The 18,718-nt window shown below is 36.6% G+C and carries 13 protein-coding genes; 7 read left to right on the forward strand and 6 right to left on the reverse strand.

What is annotated here, in order from left to right; genetic code table 11:
* Nucleotides 1-24 precede the first annotated feature (24 nt).
* On the reverse strand, nucleotides 25-2,805 hold the full coding sequence (gene acnA, locus AC58DT_RS09875; protein ID WP_497216681.1) for an aconitate hydratase AcnA: 2,781 nt from the start codon (nucleotides 2,803-2,805) through the stop codon (nucleotides 25-27).
* Between the two features lie 361 nt (nucleotides 2,806-3,166).
* Here acnA and AC58DT_RS09880 point away from each other — a divergent pair, with 361 nt between their 5' ends.
* Entirely contained in the window at nucleotides 3,167-3,595 is a 429-nt protein-coding gene (locus AC58DT_RS09880; protein ID WP_497216847.1) for an STM3941 family protein, read from the forward strand.
* Nucleotides 3,596-3,638: 43 nt separating this feature from the next.
* On the opposite strand, the gene AC58DT_RS09885 is transcribed toward AC58DT_RS09880, so the two are convergent.
* The 4 genes from AC58DT_RS09885 to AC58DT_RS09900 all read right to left on the reverse strand — a co-directional run bounded on the left by AC58DT_RS09885 (nucleotide 3,639) and on the right by AC58DT_RS09900 (nucleotide 8,459).
* On the reverse strand, nucleotides 3,639-4,163 hold the full coding sequence (locus AC58DT_RS09885; RefSeq protein ID WP_497216682.1) for a DUF1697 domain-containing protein: 525 nt from the start codon (nucleotides 4,161-4,163) through the stop codon (nucleotides 3,639-3,641).
* Nucleotides 4,164-4,166: 3 nt separating this feature from the next.
* The gene (locus AC58DT_RS09890) at nucleotides 4,167-5,393 is read right to left on the reverse strand and encodes a BaiN/RdsA family NAD(P)/FAD-dependent oxidoreductase (protein ID WP_497216683.1); all 1,227 of its coding nucleotides are present in this window, start codon (nucleotides 5,391-5,393) and stop codon (nucleotides 4,167-4,169) included.
* Complete coding sequence (locus AC58DT_RS09895; protein ID WP_497216848.1) at nucleotides 5,390-6,784, reverse strand: pyridoxal phosphate-dependent decarboxylase family protein; 1,395 nt, start codon at nucleotides 6,782-6,784, stop codon at nucleotides 5,390-5,392. Before AC58DT_RS09895 ends, AC58DT_RS09890 begins: the two co-directional genes overlap by 4 nt.
* Before the next feature lie 205 nt (nucleotides 6,785-6,989).
* The gene (locus tag AC58DT_RS09900) at nucleotides 6,990-8,459 is read right to left on the reverse strand and encodes a T9SS type A sorting domain-containing protein (protein ID WP_497216684.1); all 1,470 of its coding nucleotides are present in this window, start codon (nucleotides 8,457-8,459) and stop codon (nucleotides 6,990-6,992) included.
* A gap of 97 nt (nucleotides 8,460-8,556) precedes the next feature.
* Here AC58DT_RS09900 and AC58DT_RS09905 point away from each other — a divergent pair, with 97 nt between their 5' ends.
* The 6 genes from AC58DT_RS09905 (at nucleotide 8,557) to AC58DT_RS09930 (ending at nucleotide 15,184) form a co-directional block, all read left to right on the forward strand.
* Nucleotides 8,557-9,600 carry an endonuclease/exonuclease/phosphatase family protein gene (locus AC58DT_RS09905; RefSeq protein WP_497216685.1) on the forward strand — a complete coding sequence of 348 codons (1,044 nt, stop codon included), beginning with the start codon at nucleotides 8,557-8,559 and terminating at the stop codon, nucleotides 9,598-9,600.
* 476 nt (nucleotides 9,601-10,076) lie between these two features.
* On the forward strand, nucleotides 10,077-11,084 hold the full coding sequence (locus tag AC58DT_RS09910) for a tyrosine-type recombinase/integrase (RefSeq protein ID WP_497216686.1): 1,008 nt from the start codon (nucleotides 10,077-10,079) through the stop codon (nucleotides 11,082-11,084).
* Between the two features lie 254 nt (nucleotides 11,085-11,338).
* Nucleotides 11,339-12,271, forward strand: coding sequence for a hypothetical protein (locus tag AC58DT_RS09915; RefSeq protein ID WP_497216687.1), 933 nt, complete (start codon nucleotides 11,339-11,341; stop codon nucleotides 12,269-12,271).
* Between the two features lie 69 nt (nucleotides 12,272-12,340).
* A complete protein-coding gene (locus AC58DT_RS09920; protein ID WP_497216688.1) occupies nucleotides 12,341-12,628 on the forward strand; it encodes a helix-turn-helix domain-containing protein in 288 nt (95 codons plus the stop codon).
* Nucleotides 12,629-12,634: 6 nt separating this feature from the next.
* Complete coding sequence (locus AC58DT_RS09925) at nucleotides 12,635-13,945, forward strand: DUF3987 domain-containing protein (RefSeq protein ID WP_497216689.1); 1,311 nt, start codon at nucleotides 12,635-12,637, stop codon at nucleotides 13,943-13,945.
* A gap of 207 nt (nucleotides 13,946-14,152) precedes the next feature.
* Nucleotides 14,153-15,184, forward strand: coding sequence for a DUF6371 domain-containing protein (locus AC58DT_RS09930; protein ID WP_497216690.1), 1,032 nt, complete (start codon nucleotides 14,153-14,155; stop codon nucleotides 15,182-15,184).
* A gap of 671 nt (nucleotides 15,185-15,855) precedes the next feature.
* On the opposite strand, the gene AC58DT_RS09935 is transcribed toward AC58DT_RS09930, so the two are convergent.
* A complete protein-coding gene (locus AC58DT_RS09935; RefSeq protein WP_497216691.1) occupies nucleotides 15,856-18,528 on the reverse strand; it encodes a type ISP restriction/modification enzyme in 2,673 nt (890 codons plus the stop codon).
* Nucleotides 18,529-18,718 lie beyond the last annotated feature (190 nt).

Consider the following 18,718-nt stretch of genomic DNA (forward strand, 5'->3'; position numbering starts at 1 on the left):
CTTCTCTAATTCCTCTTCCCTATTTTATTTTTTTAAAAATTGCCGCAATACATATTGAAGGATCCCCTCGTTTTGGTAATATGCAACTTCAATGGGCGAATCCAATCTTGCGATTGCCTTGAATTCAATTTCCTTGCCATTGTCATCTTTGGCGATTACGGTTATTTTTTTTGACGGGGTTAAATCGTTTTCAATTCCTGTAATACTGAAAACCTCTTTCCCCGTAAGGCCATGGGAGTTTGCGTTTTCACCTTTTAAATATTCCAATGGCAGGACGCCCATCATAATCAAGTTACTGCGGTGGATACGCTCATAGCTTTCTGCCAAAACGGCTTTTACACCCAAAAGAATGGTTCCCTTAGCTGCCCAATCGCGGGAAGAACCACTTCCGTATTCCTTGCCCGTAAGCACAATCAAAGGAGTTTTATCTTTTATATATTTTTGCGAGGCTTCAAAAACCGTCATTTCCTCTCCCGAAGGAAGATAAGTTGTATAACCACCTTCCCTCGTAGCCAATTGGTTTTTAATACGCACATTGGCAAAAGTTCCGCGTACCATTACTTCATCATTTCCACGGCGTGAGCCATAACTGTTGAAATTTTTCTTTTCCACACCTTTTGATATCAAATACTTTCCGGCAGCGGAATCTTCTGAAAAGGCTCCCGCAGGCGAAATATGGTCCGTTGTAATGCTATCGCCCATTACCAAAAGTGCGCGGGCACCCTCTATATTTTTAAGCGGTTTCGCCTCATTTGAAAGATTGTGGAAAAACGGGACTTCCTTAATATATGTGGAGTCATCTTCCCATTGATAAAGCTTATCATCCGGCACTTCAAGGTTTCGCCATATTTCGTTGCCGTCAAAAATTTCGTCATAGTTCTTCTTGAAATCTTTTGGAGTAAGCACGGTTTTCATCACCTCATGAATTTCATCATCCGTAGGCCAAATATCTTTTAAAAAGATTGCCTTTCCGTTGCGGTCATAGCTCAGTGGCTCCGCCGTCAAATCTATATCCACGCGACCAGCTATAGCAAAGGCCACAACCAACATTGGCGACATCAAGAAATTCATTTTTACTTGGGAATGAATTCTGGCTTCAAAGTTTCGGTTTCCGGACAATACGGACGTTACTATTAAGTCGTTTTCCTCTACCGCTTTTGAAATCTCCGGAGGTAATGGGCCGGAGTTACCAATACAGGAAGTACAACCGTAGCCCACCAAATGGAACTGAAGGGCTTCCAAATCTTTTAAAAGGTCTGCTTTTTCAAGATAATCCGTAACAACCTTTGAACCCGGAGCTAAAGAAGTTTTCACCCAAGGTTTTACATCAATACCGCATTCCCTTGCTTTTTTTGCAACCAGCCCTGCTCCTATCATGACAAATGGATTTGAGGTGTTGGTACAAGATGTAATTGCCGCAATGGCTACAGCTCCGTCTGAAAGCATGTATTTTTCGTTATCTTGTGAGATCCAAACAGTTTTTAAGCCATTTTTAATTTTAGCTTCAATCTCAATATCGGGTGCGGGATTGTGAGACTGTTTTACCGGCTGGCTGCCCCCTTCTTCCTTCCAGCGGGTTATGGCATCTTCCCTTTCTGAATGTTTTATATATTTTCTGCCAAAGGAAGCATGTTCCAGTTCTATGAATTTTTCCTTTAAATCTTTAAGCAAAATTTTGTCCTGAGGTCGTTTTGGCCCAGCCACACTTGGTTGAATAGTTGAAATATCCAATTCCAACACATCGGTGTATTCAATCTTATCCTCATCCTCTCGCCAAAGCATATTCGCTTTACAATAATCCTCAACCAACTGAATCTGTTCTTCGCTTCGGTTACTGCTCCGCATATATTCCAGCGTTTTATTGTCTATAGGGAAGTAAGTAATGGTACAACCAAATTCTGGCGACATATTCCCAATGGTGGCTCTATCAGGTACCGAAAGATTGTCTAAACCGGGGCCAAAAACCTCAACAAATTTGCCCACTACACCATATTTACGCAGTAAGTTGGCAATGGTCAACACCAAATCGGTAGCAGTGGAACCCACGGGAAGTTTTCCGGTTAATTTTAAACCAATTACCTCAGGATTAATGAAATAAATAGGCTGGCCAAGGATAGCAGCCTCGGCTTCAATACCCCCAACGCCCCAAGCTACTACTCCAATTCCGTTTACCATTGGCGTGTGGCTGTCTGTACCCACAAGGGTATCTGGGATAGCCATTCCCTCCCTAGCAATTACACCTTTAGAAAAATACTCAAGATTCACTTGGTGGCAGATCCCCATTCCAGGGGGCACCACGCTAAAATTATTGAACGATTTCTGTGCCCACTTCAAAAAAGTATAGCGTTCTCTGTTACGTTTGTATTCCTCTTCCATATTTTGCTGATAGGCGTATTGAGCCGCAAAATAATCTACCTGTACACTGTGGTCTATCACAAGATCTACCGGTATCAATGGATTTATTTTTGAGGCATCGCCGCCCTTTCGTGCCATTTCGGCTCTCAGCGAGGCAATATCAACAACGGCGGGAACACCCGTAAAATCCTGCATCAATACACGAGCAGGTTTAAAGGCGATATCTGCATCACTTTGTTTTGGAGTCCAATTGAGTATCGTTTTTAAATGGTCTTTGGTTACTGAGAAATCGTCGTAATTACGAAGTGCATTTTCCAAAAGAATCCGGATGGAGAAAGGTAGCTTTTTGATGTTGTGTCCCTGCTTTTCCAGTTCGGGAAGACTATAATAAGTAAGCGCTTCGTTATTGGTTTTAAGCGTTTTTTTGAGGTTGTAAATATCTTGCTGCATGGCTGAAAAATTTTGGCTATTAAAAATACGCAAATTATATTGCGCCGTAAGCCGAGAACTTTTGTTTAACAAGGCGTTAACAGATAGACGTGGAACGCAATCAAAATAAAAAAGCCTCCGAGTCACAATATCCCGGAAGCTTTTTCCCTCACATTTACAATTTTAAAACTACTCCTCAATAGTTTAATATATACTTATCGATTTTGGATATAAAATGTCATCAAGGTCTTGGAAAGAAATTTTGTAGATTTAAACTTTTCGAAAAAAACTCGCTGTGAAAACCTAAAAGGTTTTTTAAAAAATTAATCACACATTAAATGACAACAGAAACCATATTATTAAAACCAAAAAAACAACCACCATCATATTGCTTTTAATCAGTACGCTTTTTGTTGTTTTAGGATTTATGGCAATAGAAGAAAGACCATTTATGAAATGGGTTATAATATTATTTTTTGGTTTAGGAATTATTGTATTCATAATTGAATTATTCCCTAACTCAAGTTATTTAAAGTTAACGAATGAGGGATTTGAAGTGTGTTCATTATACCGTTCCCATTTTACAAAATGGACGGATGTAAATAGTTTCGGAATACTCACTATTAAATTTAATACTTTGGTCGTTTTCAATTATACTGAAGAACATAAAAAACATTCTACAGGAAAGAAAATTGCGAGATTTCTTTCCAAAAATCAAGGAGCTTTGCCAAATACCTATGGAATGAAAGCCATGAAACTTGCAGCGCTAATGAATGAGTGGAAATATAAAAGCGAAGGTGTAATAATTTAATTCTTACGTCCAGCATCGTATAATCATTCTGAAAACAAAACAATTATTTTGATATCTCCACCAACTTTACGAGCGTGCTATAGTTTCGCGTAGTTGCCGCAACCCCAAGTTTTTTCTCAAAAAAGTTGTTGTTCAACTTGGCTTTCCCGGCTCCATTGCCATAGTGTAGATAAATGCAAGCGGGTGTTAAAACAAATTCCTCGTTCGGGTAATTAATTTCGTGTACAGCATCCATAAGTTCCTGTTTGGGTGGCGTGGCAAGTAACATAAAATGAGCTTCGGTTTTCTTTGTTTCCCCAAAAGGGCAATTCTTTAAAATTTGCGCAATTTCATCTGCGGTTTTTACAAGCACCGGTACCTCATAACCAAACTTTTCCGCTATTCCATTTGAAATATTATCAGAAAGATCTTTTTCTTCCTTCGCGGAAAAAACAACATTTCCGCTCTGTATATAAGTCACCACATTTTGAAACCCCAATTCTTCCATCATTGACTTTAAATCGGCCATTTTTAGTTTTTTATGACCGCCAACGTTTATGCCGCGAAGTAGGGCTATGTATGTTTTCATAATTCACTTAGTTATTGCCTGTGCCACAAGATATCCGCCCGTCCAAGCATTCTGAAAATTGAAGCCTCCGGTGATGGCATCTATATTAAGGACTTCTCCTGCAAAGTAAAGGTTTTTGCATATGCGGCTTTCAAAGGTTTTGAAGTTTACTTCCTTTAAATCCACACCACCAGCAGTTACAAATTCCTCCTTAAAAGTACTTTTCCCTGTAACTTCAAAAATCGCAGTGGTAAGTTGGTTTGCAATATTCTGAAGATTTTCGCGCGAGGCTTCTGCCCAAGTGAGCCTTTCATCAATTCCCGAAGCTTTTACCAGACTTTGCCAAAGTCGTTTTGGTAAATCAAACTGCGCATATTTAAAAATGGTCTGCTTTCCCTGCGATGATTTCAAATCCTTTAAAGCATCCAATGCTTCTTCTTCAGAAATGCTGTTCAGCCAATTCACTTCAATTTTGAAGTGATACTTTAAAGGTTCCAAAACACGCGCGCCCCAAGCTGAAAGTTTTAAAATGGCTGGTCCGCTCATTCCCCAATGGGTAATCAATAATGGAAGCCCCCTGACGCCCAAAGGGGGAACTCCTGCCGGTAATAAAATCTTTACGTTTGCAGATGTTGAAATTCCTGGAAGTTCTGCAATTCTTTGATCTTTAATATTAAAGGTGAAAAGTGACGGAACGGCAGGCACAATGCTATGCCCCAAACCTTCCAACAATTGCCAAATTTTAGGATTACTGCCCGTGGCAACCACAATTTTTGCTGCGGAAAAAGTATCTGTAGCAGTATTTATGGTGAAATGATCAGCACTTTTTAGAATCTCCTTTACAGATTGATTGAGAAGAACCTCCACACCCAATCTTTTTGCTTCGGAAAGAAAACAATCGATTATGGTTTGCGAAGAATCCGAGACTGGAAACATGCGTCCGTCCGCTTCTATTTTCAGTTCCACTCCACGTTTTTCAAACCATTCAATTGTATCGCCTGTCATAAAAGTGTGGAACGGGCCTAAAAGTTCCTTTTCCCCACGTGGATAATTTTGCGTTAATTCTTTTGGAAGAAATTCTGCGTGGGTTACATTGCACCTTCCTCCGCCGGAAACTTTTACTTTTGTGAGCACTTCCTTTCCGCGTTCGAGAATGATTATTTTAAGTTTCGGATTTTTATCCGCAGCATTTATTGCCGTAAAAAATCCCGCAGCGCCCCCGCCAATTATTATGACATCGGCCTGTTTCAAGCCAGGACTTTTTCTTCCGCAAAACTTTCGCAGAGGGCAATGGTTTCTTTTACGTCATCCAGGGTTGTTCTCGGGTTTATCAAGCACATTCGCAAAACAACTTGCCCGTTGAGAACAGTAGTAACAAGCAATGCCTGTTGCGAATCCACGACGTTTTTGGAAATTCTTTGGTTTAACGCATCCAGTTTTTGCTCCGAAAGTTTGTTGCCTATTGGGTTGTATCGAAAATTGATTACCGCCAAAGTTGCGGGCGAAATAACTTCCCAATCAGCACTTTTTCGAAGAAAACTTTCGGTGGCTTCGGCCAATTTTACATTATAAGTAATTGCTTTGCGGAATTCACCCATTCCAAAGGTTTTCACAGACATATAAAACTTCAAAGCACGGAAACGTCTTGTAAGTTCAATACCGTGATCGTAAAAGTTTATTTCGGAAGTATTGCCTTCAATATCGCGCAAATATTCAGGTTTTTCGGTGAAAGTTCCCTTTAACCATTTGTGGTTTTTTACCAAAAGACAACCTATTTCATAAGGCTGATAAAACCATTTGTGCGGGTCAACCGTTAACGAATCTGCTTTTTCAATTCCTTTTAAAAGTTGCTTTCCGTTATCGGCAAGTATTGCAAACCCGCCGTAAGCGCCGTCAATATGGAACCAGATATCTTCCTTTTTGCATATTTTCGCAATATCGGAAAGCGGATCAACCGTTCCCGTATTTGTAGTTCCCGCTGTTGCAATTAAGCAGAAAGGTTGCAATCCTTCCAAACGGTCTTTAGCGATTGCATTCTTCAATTTATTCAGTGAAAACTTAAATTCACTATCCGTGGGAATTACCCGAATCTGCTCTTTTCTAAAACCAAGTACACGTATTGCCTTTATATTTGAAGAGTGCGCCTGGTCTGAAAGATAGATCACCGCCTTGCTGAAATCGTCGCCACATTTCACTTTTCGGGCAGTAACCAAAGCGGTCAAATTTGCCATGGAACCGCCGCTGGTAAATATTCCGCCACCTTTTTTCTGCGGAAATCCGAACATTTTCAGCAACCAATTCATGGCCGTGATCTCCATCTGTGCCGCAGCTGGCGAAGCCGCCCAACCGCCGGAAAATATATTGAATCCCGATGCCAAACTATCTGCCATCGCACTAATATAGTTGCTAGGACCAGGAACAAAGGAATACGATTTTGGGTGCGAAACGATGTTACTTTTGGTCATCACTTCATCCAAAATGAAATTTAAGACTTTTCTTGGGTCGCTAGCTTTTTCAGGTGCATCTTCAAGAAACAATGCCTCCATTTCTTCACGGGAACCGGACACTACTGGCAGTTTTTCGTTTTGTGTTGCAAAATGTTCCACAATGGCGTCAACCACTTCGTAACCATAGGTTTTCATTTCGTCCTTGCTCAACTCTAGCGTAGCTTTATTCTGAATTTTCACGTATTTGTTTTTTGAATTTTTTTGAAAGCCTACCGAAAAGGGGCAGGCGGGTGCAAAATTACGGTTTTAGGAAGGGATTTAGCGATTTACGATAAAAAAATCCTAAAAAACCCCAAAGGTTTTCGAAACCTTTGGGGTCTGTTACTATTGGATAGATAGATTACTCCACCACCATTTTCTTCGTAACGTTTTGTAAGTCATTGCTGAAATTCACAAAATACAATCCTGAAGGAAGATTTATAGATAAACTGTTTTGCCCTTCAGAAATAGTTTCGGAAACAATCAAATTGCCCTGTACACCATAAATTTCAACTGTTGAAAAAGAATAAATATTGTTGAAATTGATTTCGTTTTTAACAGGGTTTGGATAAAAGCTGAAATTTTCAACAGTATTATCGGCAACACCCAAAATGCCACATAGGAATGGGTCAAAAGTAACTTCTCCCAAAGCCGGATCGTCCACACTGTGAAAGATTACATCTTCTACCTGCTCCGGCGTGCTTTCCTGACCTTCTATCCAGCAATTGCTCTTTGCTGAAATAGGATTTGCGGTATTGTTGTACAGCGCATAAATTTCGCCACTGTTGCCGTTTTCCGCAAATACGTTATTTCCCGGGTTGCTTGCATCGTCACCAAGGTTTATTGAAGCCTCGCCCTGTAATGTAATACCCCAAAGGTTTCTTCGTATTTCGTTTCCAGAGACAATAACGTCTTCACTTATGGATGAACTATTAAGATTGATGCCGCTTCCGCCAAGATTAGGATCTCCTTGAACATTGTTGTCTTCAATTACATTGTTAATAATCTCAGCAGAATCTACCGTTCCAAGGATTGTAATGCCATAGCGATTGTCGCGAATGGTGTTGTTTTCGATAATTACATTTATATCGCCACCCACAAAGTTGGCAATGGCAATACCCCCAGTTTGATCTGCTGCGGGATCTCCTATGATGGTGTTCTGTATAATCTGTAGCGGGTCGGCGGCCATGGTAGTGCCCAAATTTATTTGTGGGCGGTTGCCATTAGCTTGATTGTTTGCTTCAATAGTATTATTGAAAATATATGCCGAAACGACAGAATTTGCTGCAGAGCCAATGGCTGGCAAATCATTTTGGGCAATGGTATTATTAGTTATTTGCGGCATGCCCCGGGAAAGTTGGATTACCGCACTCGTAGTTGCGCCAGCAACATTATTGGTAAGTGTACAATTGTCTATTGAAAAAGTTTCCGTCAAAACCCTTAGTCCACCACCATATTCAATAGTTGCATTTTGGATGTCTATTTCTGAAAACTCTTCAAAACGAAATCCGTCGTACGGAGTGTTTTCATCCAAGGCAGTAATGGTCACTGCATTTGAATCTACTGTAAATGCTCCAAAAACGGTTACTAGCTTTGCTTCATCAATTAAAAGGGTCAAATCTGAATCTATAATTACTGCATCATTTTCCGAGATTGTAAGATTTCCCAAGAGCGTATATTCACTTCCAGAAATAGTGATAGTTGTGGGACTTGCCGCTGCAATGTCATCCAGCGTCCAAGTTACACCTGTGTTTGGGGTTGTATAATCTTGCGCAATTACAAATGTGAAGGTTAAAAAGATAAATAAAGTACTGAGGATAATTTTTTTCATGTGTTTGATTTTTTGAAGCCGTAAAAGTAGGAATATACGTTTAAGCAAAAAAGATATTTGTAGGCTTTAGCATTTTTAAAAAACTTAAATTTGAAAGATGGTATTGTACATTTTAATAATCTTCTTTACAGTAAGCCCCTTTTTTCCTGCAACTGGAAATCCGCATTGGTTTTTCCGTACGGCAGATTTTGTGAGGCTACAGTCGTTGTTTATTCAATTGATTTTATTGGCCTTGTTTTTTTATTTTGAAGAAGAATACACCGTTTTTAGTTGGATATTATTTGCAGCGCTGGTTGCAACCATGCTATACCAACTTTACAAAGTATTTCCATACAGTTCCCTTTTCCCCAGAAGAAGCAGGATAAAGGCCAAAAGCGACGGTCACGTTTCCATTTTGGCCGGAAATGTTTTACAGACCAATTCCTGCTATCCAGATTTTTTAAAGGAAATAAAACGTTTTGATGCAGATTTGGTACTGACAATGGAATCAAACCAAGAGTGGGAAGATTGTCTTTCGGAAATTGAAAAAGACTACCCCTTCACCGTAAAAGTACCTTTGGAAAATTTTTACGGAATGCACCTTTATTCAAAAAAGGAATTGAAAAATGTGGAAGTGAAATACCAGATTGAAGATGATAAGCCTTCAATCTTTTTCGATTTTCCCCTTGCAGGAAATCCCCCTATCTTTTTCTGTTGCCTGCATCCCGCGCCGCCCAGCCCAACCGAAAATGAAACCTCAAAAGAGCGCGATGCCGAACTGATGCTAACCGGAAAAAGAATACGTGATTTGGACAAACCCACCGTTGTATGTGGCGATATGAACGATGTGGTTTGGAGCCGCACTACACGGCTGTTCAAAAAAATGACTGGAATGATCGATCCGCGTGTGGGCCGTGGTTTCTTTTCTACCTATCACGCAGATTATTTCTTTTTACGGTTTCCGTTGGACCATCTTTTTCACACCCGCGATTTGTACGTAGGTAAAATGGTCCGTTCCAAAAACTTTGGCAGTGACCATTTCGCCATGTATTATGAAATTCATCACAAAAAAAAAGTCCAAACTCCGAAAAACCCAAAACTTAACGGGGATGACAAAGAGGAGGTTGAAGAGTTGATTGAAAACGGAAAAGACAATCAATAAAAAAAGCTCCAGTTTTCACTGAAGCTCTTCACTTTGTACAGGCGGAGAGTCCACTCTAATCCAAAATAAAGATAAACTCAAACCCCTAATAATTATTGCATTCACACCTATAAATCCAATAATAGTAATAGATTACATCATTTTTTTATTTTTATTTAATTTGTATGGTTTTGAATTAGTTTGAAATCAGCCGTACAAAAATCGTACAGATATTTTATATTTGTATTGTTAAAATCGATTAATGTATGGCTTCTGTGAATTTTCTCTACCGTTCCACGAAGGAGAATGCCCCCCTTAATTTAAGATTGCTTTTTAGGCATAATAACAAAGATTTTGTCTTGGGGGCAAGAACTCAATACGAAGTATCAAAACACTACTGGAAAAAGGAACATCCGCAAAAACGTCCAAAAGATATAGAAATAAGCAACCGGCAACAGGAAGTTAATACAGAATTGAACAATATAGAAAATCATATTTTGGAAGCATTTAAAACTGTCCATCCATTGGATATTTCTAAAGATTGGTTAGATTATCAATTAGATATTTATTACAACCCGCCAAAAAAAAATACTGGAATACCTCTTAATTTAATTGAATATATAGATTTCTATACGGATTATCGAAAACACGAAATAACCTACTCTTCCGTAAAAAAATACAATACCGTTAAAAACAAACTAAAGCGCATGCAAACCGAGCGCAAAGATCCTATTTTAATAAAAGATATAAATGAAAGTTTCAAAAATGAATTTGTTAACTTCCAAAAAGCCAAAGGCTATGGGCAAAATACAATTCAAAGAGAATTTGGATTTATAAAATCATTTTGTAAACACGCTCGCTATTTGGGTTTAGAAACAGACTCACAGCTGGATGCATTAAAGTTGGAAAAAGCCAAAACATCTAAAATCTATTTGTCATCACAGGATCTTGAAGCGATAGAAAAAAAGAAATTTAAACATGATTATTTAGATAATGCTCGAGATTGGCTAATTATTAGTTGTTATACTGGCCAGCGAATTTCAGATTTTTTACGTTTCACTAAAGAAATGATTCGGATTGAAAATGGAAAAAGTTTTTTAGAGTTTTCACAAAAGAAAACAGGCAAAGTAATGACTGTACCACTTCATAATAAAGTGTTGCAAATACTTGAAAAACGGGACGGAAACTTTCCCCGTTCAATTTCAGATCAACGATATAACGATTATATTAAGATTGTTTGCAAAAAAGCCAAACTCAAAGAAAAAGTTGAAGGTGCAATTGCAACTAAAACAGAAAATGGAATACGGAAAGTTTCGGGAAAATATGCAAAATGGGAATTAGTCACTTCACATATTGGACGAAGAAGTTTTGCCACCAACTTTTATGGTAAAATACCAACTACATACCTGATATACATTACTGGCCATAGTAGCGAAGCAATGTTTTTAAATTACATAGGCAAAAGCAATAAAGATTTAGCAATGGAAATAAGCAAATATTTTTAAAACAAGAGTAACAATCCCCACTGCAACTAATGCAACCGACACCGTTGCAATTGAAATTATGAGAAATATAATGCAACATAGCAACAGAATAACTATCGAAACCCAGTTGCAACAGATGCAACCGCAACGTTGCAATTGAAATAGTGAGAAATATAATGCATCATAACAGCAGAATAACTATCGAAACTCAGTTGCAACAGATGCAACCACCACCGTTGCAATTGAAATAATGAGCATTCCAACAAATAATTAATATGGCAAAGCGAACTTTTAGAAATATTTTAAATCGTAAAGAATTTGACAAATTAACTACACCTGAAAAAATCAAACTTGCATTAGAAAAGGAAATTTTTGAAATAGCAGATAACTACCCTTATAAACGTGATTTTTCAAAATTGGATTTTTCAATTTATAATGATGAAGAATTTGAGTTTTTTGAACACTATGATGTAGATGATTTCGGAATTATGCTGAATTATTCAATTCCACATGAAATATGTGATTTGCTTTGTTTAAGAATTTCGCACACCTATAAAAGCCATCTACTTTTAAAAGAAATCCAGTTCAAACTTGAAGCATTTAATACCCAAGACCAAAAACTAAACTTTTTAAATCAAGAAATAAAAAAATCAGACCCTTTTAATTTGCCTGAATTAATTGGTGATTTCGACAAGGGTGATTTATTCTTAAGCCCTATTCAAGCTATAGAACTCATATCGAGAAATAAAAACTTACTCTATGACTGGCTAACTGATGGGATAAAATATGAAACCAATTTTGAGGCCTATAATACTGTAAATACATTTGGTGATAGTTATCTGAAATTTATTTATTGCCAATATTGTTTTAATGAAATTAAGTCTATTAAAAAAGGACAACAATCAATTGAAACAAATCCCAATGAGGGTGAATTAATGCACCCTGATATTTTTAAAAAAAATGGATTTAAAATATTTGAAAAAATACACTCAAAGTATAAGGACAAAAAACACCTTGTAGCAAATTATAGCTTTTTGTTTTACGCTATGACAAAAGACGGATTAATTCATTGTAGCGGGATAAAATTTATTGAGTTTTTAGCATCCTATAACGTTTCTATTGACAAAATAGATAGTAGGCAATCGGGGAAAAATAACAGAATGGATTATTACAACGAAATAAAAAGCGCAATAATAGCTCAACAATAGCGCAAAAGCGGGTTAAATATAGCGCAATCCACTACGGACTTTTGCTTGTGAATATTAAAACATAAGCAAATGAAAACAAATGCAATCTTACTCCAAGACCTAACGCCCGAAGAACTGGGAAACCTTATTGATGTTAAGCTCCAACATCGAATTGAGGATTTAATTGTACATCTAAGCAACCTAAAATCCAATGACGAACTTTTAACCCGGGATGAAACCTGCAAATTCCTATCCATAGACAGCTCAACACTTTGGGCTTGGACTAATAAAGGTAAAGTCAAAGCCTATGGAATAGGCAACCGCAGGTATTACAAGCGTAGCGAATTACTTGAATGTTTAAAACCATTAAAAAAGTAAATTGCTATGGTAACGGATGATAATATCAAGCCAAGTTTTACAGATTTAGGCCATATAATTGATACGGAGATGCAATGTTCAGCTAATGGCTTCCCTTTGGAAATCTTCCCTGGTGCAATACAAAAGTTGATAAATACTGCAAAGATCACCAATGGTTTCGACAAAGACTATTTTAGTGCGGGAATACTTTCGGTATGTGCCACCGCAATAGGGAACAGTGTAAAACTGCACAATGGTAGTTACAAATCAAAACCTATTCTTTGGTTATCCATTATCGGAAGTCCAGGAACTGGAAAAACACATCCTTTAAATTTTGCAAAGCAACCAATTAAATTAAAAGATGATCAAACCTATATTGAATATCAAAGTTTGATGCTGGAATATGAGCAACGGGATAAAGAAACAAAAGGCAAAAAACCCAGTTTCAGTAAATTTATTCTTATGGACTTTACGCCAGAAATGCTCGCACAATCCTTACAGCATAATTCAAAAGGAATATTGGTATTTCAAGATGAGTTAATGGGCTGGATTAATTCTTTTGACAAGTATAAAAAAGGAAATGATCAACAAATGTACCTTGAACTTTTCAATGGGAATGAGTTGACTGTGGATAGGGTTACAAAAGAGCCAATAAGGATTCCCCAAACCAATGTAAATATATTGGGCGGGATGCAACCGGAACTTGTGAAACAGCTTGCTGGTAACAATAGAAGCGAGGACGGTTTTTTAGATAGATTTCTTTTTGTTTATCCTGAAAATTTAGAACCTAATTTATTTACTGGCACAGACATTCCTGAATACCACCAAGAGAATTATAAAAGGCTAATCAATAACCTACTGGAAGCACCCCAACAAACTATTAAAACCGATGCTTCAAATATTGAAGTGTTTAAGGAATGGCAGCACAAAAGAGCCAAGGAATGTTTTAACGACACCTTGGAACGTTCCATACAGGCAAAAATGGAAACTTATGTTTGGCGAATTGCGTTGATTATTGAAATGATGCAACAAGCAGTAACCGGCAGTTATAATATTTCACTTCAAAATGAAAGTTTGGAAAAGGCGATTAATCTCGTTGAATATTTCCGATTGAACGCTTTAAGGGTACACGACAAAATAATGACAAAAAACCCATTGGAAGACCTTAGTACTAACCAACAGGATTTATACAAGGCTTTGCCCAATGAATTTAAAAGAGCGGACGTATTACCTTTATTTGAACGATATGAAGTCAAGGGCGGAGCTATTGCACGGTATCTGAACCGAAATGATTTGTTTAAAAATTATAAGTATGCCCATTATAGAAAGCTTTATTAGGCGGAAAGTCGACAAAGCAGGTAAACTAATCTTTAAACTATTGATTTTTAATTTATTGCGATCAAATTTGTTAGCCTAAACTTTACCAATCACTATAAACAGTTTACCACTTTACCAGTTTATCAGAAAAGGTTTTCAAACTGAAAACCCTTCCTATTGTTGAAGTTTACACAGATTACCAAGTTTCCTTGAACTAAAAGAAAAAAAATGAAATATCGATATGAATTGGAAAAAGGGAGCAAAAAACATGATTGCCCCCAATGCACAAAAAAGACTTTCGTTAGGTATTTAGATAACGAAACAGGGGATTTTTTGCCTATTGAATTTGGCCGGTGCGATCGTGAAAATAATTGTGGGTATTGGGGAAGACCAAAAGGAGAATACTCCAATACTTTTGAAGTGAAATTTACACCACCGCCCCCCGCCAGTTACCATCCTTTTGAATTGGTAAAAAGAAGTGGACGGAACTTTCGCGAAAATAATTTTATTCAATTTCTGAAAAGGCTGTTCAGTGAAGACGAAGTGAGGAAGGCAATTTTGAAATATCTTATAGGCACTTCAAAATTATGGAAAGGTGCAACCGTTTTTTGGCAAATCGATAAACAACAAAATGTTAGACACGGAAAAATAATGCTATATGATCAGTATACGGGAAAAAGGGCAAAGGATTCCAACGGCAAAGCCTACATTAATAGCGTTCGCAGTACATTACAGCTAAAAAAATTCAATTTGAAGCAATGTTTGTTCGGTCTTCACTTAATAAATGAAACAACCAACGGCACCGTTGCTGTCGTAGAAAGTGAAAAAACAGCAATAATCATGAGCCTTTTTAAACCGGAATATGTTTGGCTTGCTACCGGAAGTAAACACGGTTTTAAATACGAAATGCTTCAACCCATAAAGGGCTATAAAATTATAGCGTTTCCCGACAAAAGTGAATATTCCGAATGGCTGGATAAAGCAATGGAGTTAAAGGATTTTGGTTTTGATATTTCCGTAAGCAAGTATTTGGAAGATAAATCCTATGCCGACGGCATAGACTTGGCAGATGTTTATATTGGTATAACTAAAAACAACAGCAATTCTTTAAAAAAAATTCAGACCAAAGAAATTATACGAACTAAAGCGGAAAACAAAGCTCAAAAACTCGCTGAAATCAATCCTTCTTTTAGGAAACTAATAACAGAATTTGAATTAATAGACACTAATGGCTATTTGATAAAATTGGAAGATCATTAATCAATTATTAAATTAATTAAATTTTCCGCCGTTACTGGTGGCAAAGTCAATTAGACGCTTATTATGCTTTATGTTTAATTTCAGAAAAGCTTATTGAATTTTATCCTAAAAACTCAAGATCTCATCTTTGAATTGATTGTTCTTCAGTATAACTTTTTCCATTTATCCAATTATAAATTAATTTAATAAATGAAAGCGACAACCACAAGAAAATAGGTGTCAAGACAAACAATCCCATATAAACTGCATCATCACCATATTCATTTAAAGAAATTGTTATAAAAAAAATAATTAGCATAGTTTGATAAATAAAAAAAGCAATTGAAATTAAGCCTATGACCCTACGTAATTTTAAAGGAAATCCATCAATATTAAAAAGACGATAAAAAATTAATCATCCTTAAATTTCTTTATTTTCAACTTATTTATTCTACAGAGGTAAAAATTTTGAATAGCAGCCATTACAAAAAACATTGGAATCAAAAACATTCCAATGTCGTCACTATACCAATGACTTTTATTTAGGATTAAGAGTAAGGTTTCATAACTACGCCAGCCTAAAAACATAAGGATGAACGCATAGCCAATTTGGATTATAGTTAATAGAATTTTCATTTATTCTTTTAGTATATTCAGCTTGTAAAGATATTAGAAATAGCAGAAATCTTTCCTTATCCAATTTCAATTTTATCAATTTCTTTCATTAACCTATCGGTTTCATAAAGAGCAACAATGATTTTTTGATAGTGCAAAATATCTTCATATTCCAAAGTTCTATCTTTTCGGTCTTTCAGCCATTTTTGAGCGGGTTGATAACCACCAATGTAAAACTCCCAAGCTACTCTCGGAACATTGTCAAAATATTGCGTGTCGTTGATGTAAACCTTACCGTTTTTAAATATTGTTTTGCCAACTACATTTTCTCCGTCAATTGGATATTGCGTAATATATTCTTCAACGGTTGGACTTTCCAATAAATGTATTTGTCTGATTTCTCCGCCCAACTTTACTAAATGCCAAAACGTGTCTTGGTCTTTTGGGAAAGGTACTCTTGGGAAATCAATTTTTAAAAACTCTTTGTATTTCTCTCGGTATGTTGGCGAATGTAAAACCGCATAGATGTAATCTAAAATGTCAATTGGGGCAAAGGTGTTTTCCGTAGTTTCCTTTTCATTAGTAAAAGTCAAACCTAAACTCTCTGCTATTTGATTGACGATTTCAGTTTTTAAATTTGGTTTTCTCTCTGTGTCTTGTTCTATTGATTGTTGCCCATTTACTTCTGGATAGATATAAAGTGGGAAAATATATCCTGTTTCCTTTGTTTGTGATGAAATATTGCACATATCAGAAACAAGACGACTTGTAAAAATGTGTTGAAAATCAAATGTAGATTGTTGACGACAAGTAATCAAACTAATATTTTTAGGATTGTTTAAGTGATTAAACATTTCAGTTCTTGGATATGCAACAAAACCTTTTGATTTTCCTGTAAAAAAAGTATATCTGTCGTCAAATGGTCGATACATAACTCTTACTTCTGTTGGATGATTTTTTTGCAAATCTTCTTTAGCCCATTCAATTTTCCAATCTCTTCCGTCAGCAGGAAGTTTGAGAATACTTCTTATTTCATTATTATCATTTTCAATGAATGTATCCCTAATTTCTTTAAGTTCTTTAGGTTTTATATTGATTGTTATTTTATCTCTTTTAGTTTGAAAACCTGATACATAGGTTTTCATAAGATTGTCAACTTTAAAACCTGATTCATACTCACTTTGCGACTTAAAGTCTTTTGGAACAAAAAATAAGTAAGGTTCAACATTTTCTAATTTAACCCATTTGATAGATGAAAATGAGTTTTCATTAAGTGTTTCATATTTTAAGTTTCTCCTTCCAAACAATTCAGAATGGTAAATTTCTCCCAATTCTGTTTTTTTCTTTTTCCCTGTTTTAACTAAAATGTTAATTGAAACACCTTGTTGTATATCAAATACATTTTCATCTTTACTTCCATCTGGTGCTGTTTCGTTTTTTTTTGCACTACCGTGTAAATCAATTATATGAACCTTATCAAAAGTTTCTAATAAACTTCTACGCATTTGACGGTGTGTAATTCCGTCAATAAAGCTATTATTTGAAATGTAAGCCAAAACACCACTTCCATTTTTGTCGATATAATGTTGTCCGTAGCGAATGAATTTGATGTAATCATCATCCAAATTGATTTTACGTTCATTGAGATTTTTCTTGTAGTCAGAAATTAAATCTTGAATCCAATCATTTTTATTTGTGCTACTTACAGCATAAGGCGGATTTCCAATTACACACATTACAGGCGTATCTCTTTTTATGTGGTTGGCTTCATTGGCTTCATTTGCTAAAACTGTTGTCCATAATGTACCAGTATCTGGATGATGTTCTTCCAAACTGTTGGTGAGGTAAACCCTAAAACGTTGGTTGGTGGTGGGTTTGTAGCCTGTTTCTGTCAAAAGCAAATCTAATTTTAGATGTGCCATAGCATAACTCGCCATTAGCAACTCAAAACCGTTCAAGCGTGGCAATAAATTCGTTTCTACATAATTACTCCAAATGCCTTGTTGTCCTTCAAATTTTTTATGGATATGTTTTACAACTTCTGCCAAAAAAGTCCCTGTTCCTGTGGCTGGGTCAAGAATTTGTACTTTGTGTACTTCTAGTTCCATTTGTTTATAACCTGTTGCCGAACGTTTGTCTGCGGTTTGGGTGTTTACTTTTATGGTTGTTTTGCTGGTGTCGGCAAGTCCTTGCGGTAAATCAAATTCCGTTTTCAAAATGTCGTCAACTGCCCGTACAATGAAATTTACAACGGGTTGCGGTGTGTACCAAACGCCACGAGACTTACGCAATTTCGGGTCGTATTCGCTTAGGAAAGTTTCGTAAAAGTGGATAATCGGGTCTTCCATTTTGGTGGATTTCCCGTAGTTCTTCAAAATTTCTTCTACGTTACACGCCAAAAAGATTTCCGAAAGATTTTCAACAACCCATTTAATTCGGTCGTCAATGTCTGGCCCTGCAATGTAGCCAAACAGTTTTCGCAAAAAAGGATTGGATTTTGGAATCAGTTCAGCCGCTTCTTGTCTGCTAAAATTATCCAAAGTAGGGTCGTGCAAACGAGCTGCAAACATTCCGTAAGCAATGGTTTGAGCGTAAACATCAGCAAAACCTTGTGGTGTAATGTCGTGAATTAGAATATCCTTAAAAGCCAACATTTGATCTTTTAAGGTACTATCCTCTTGATGATTTTGGTCGCTGATTAATGCTTTACCAATAATATCGGCCAGTAGCCGAGCCTTACCTGCCATCATTTCAGCAAGCCTTTTTGGACTTTTAATAGTTTGCCCTATGTGAACACAAAAATCTTTTATAAGGTCTTCAAATGTTTTGAAGTTTTCGGGTTTAGCAATAATTCCTTTTTCAGTTATTTCTGCAATCGCAACTTTGGTAATAAACTCACCATCTATGTATAAATGAAAATTTATATAATCTGTAAAGATT

This window comes from Aequorivita sp. CRS11 (genome assembly GCF_059693805.1).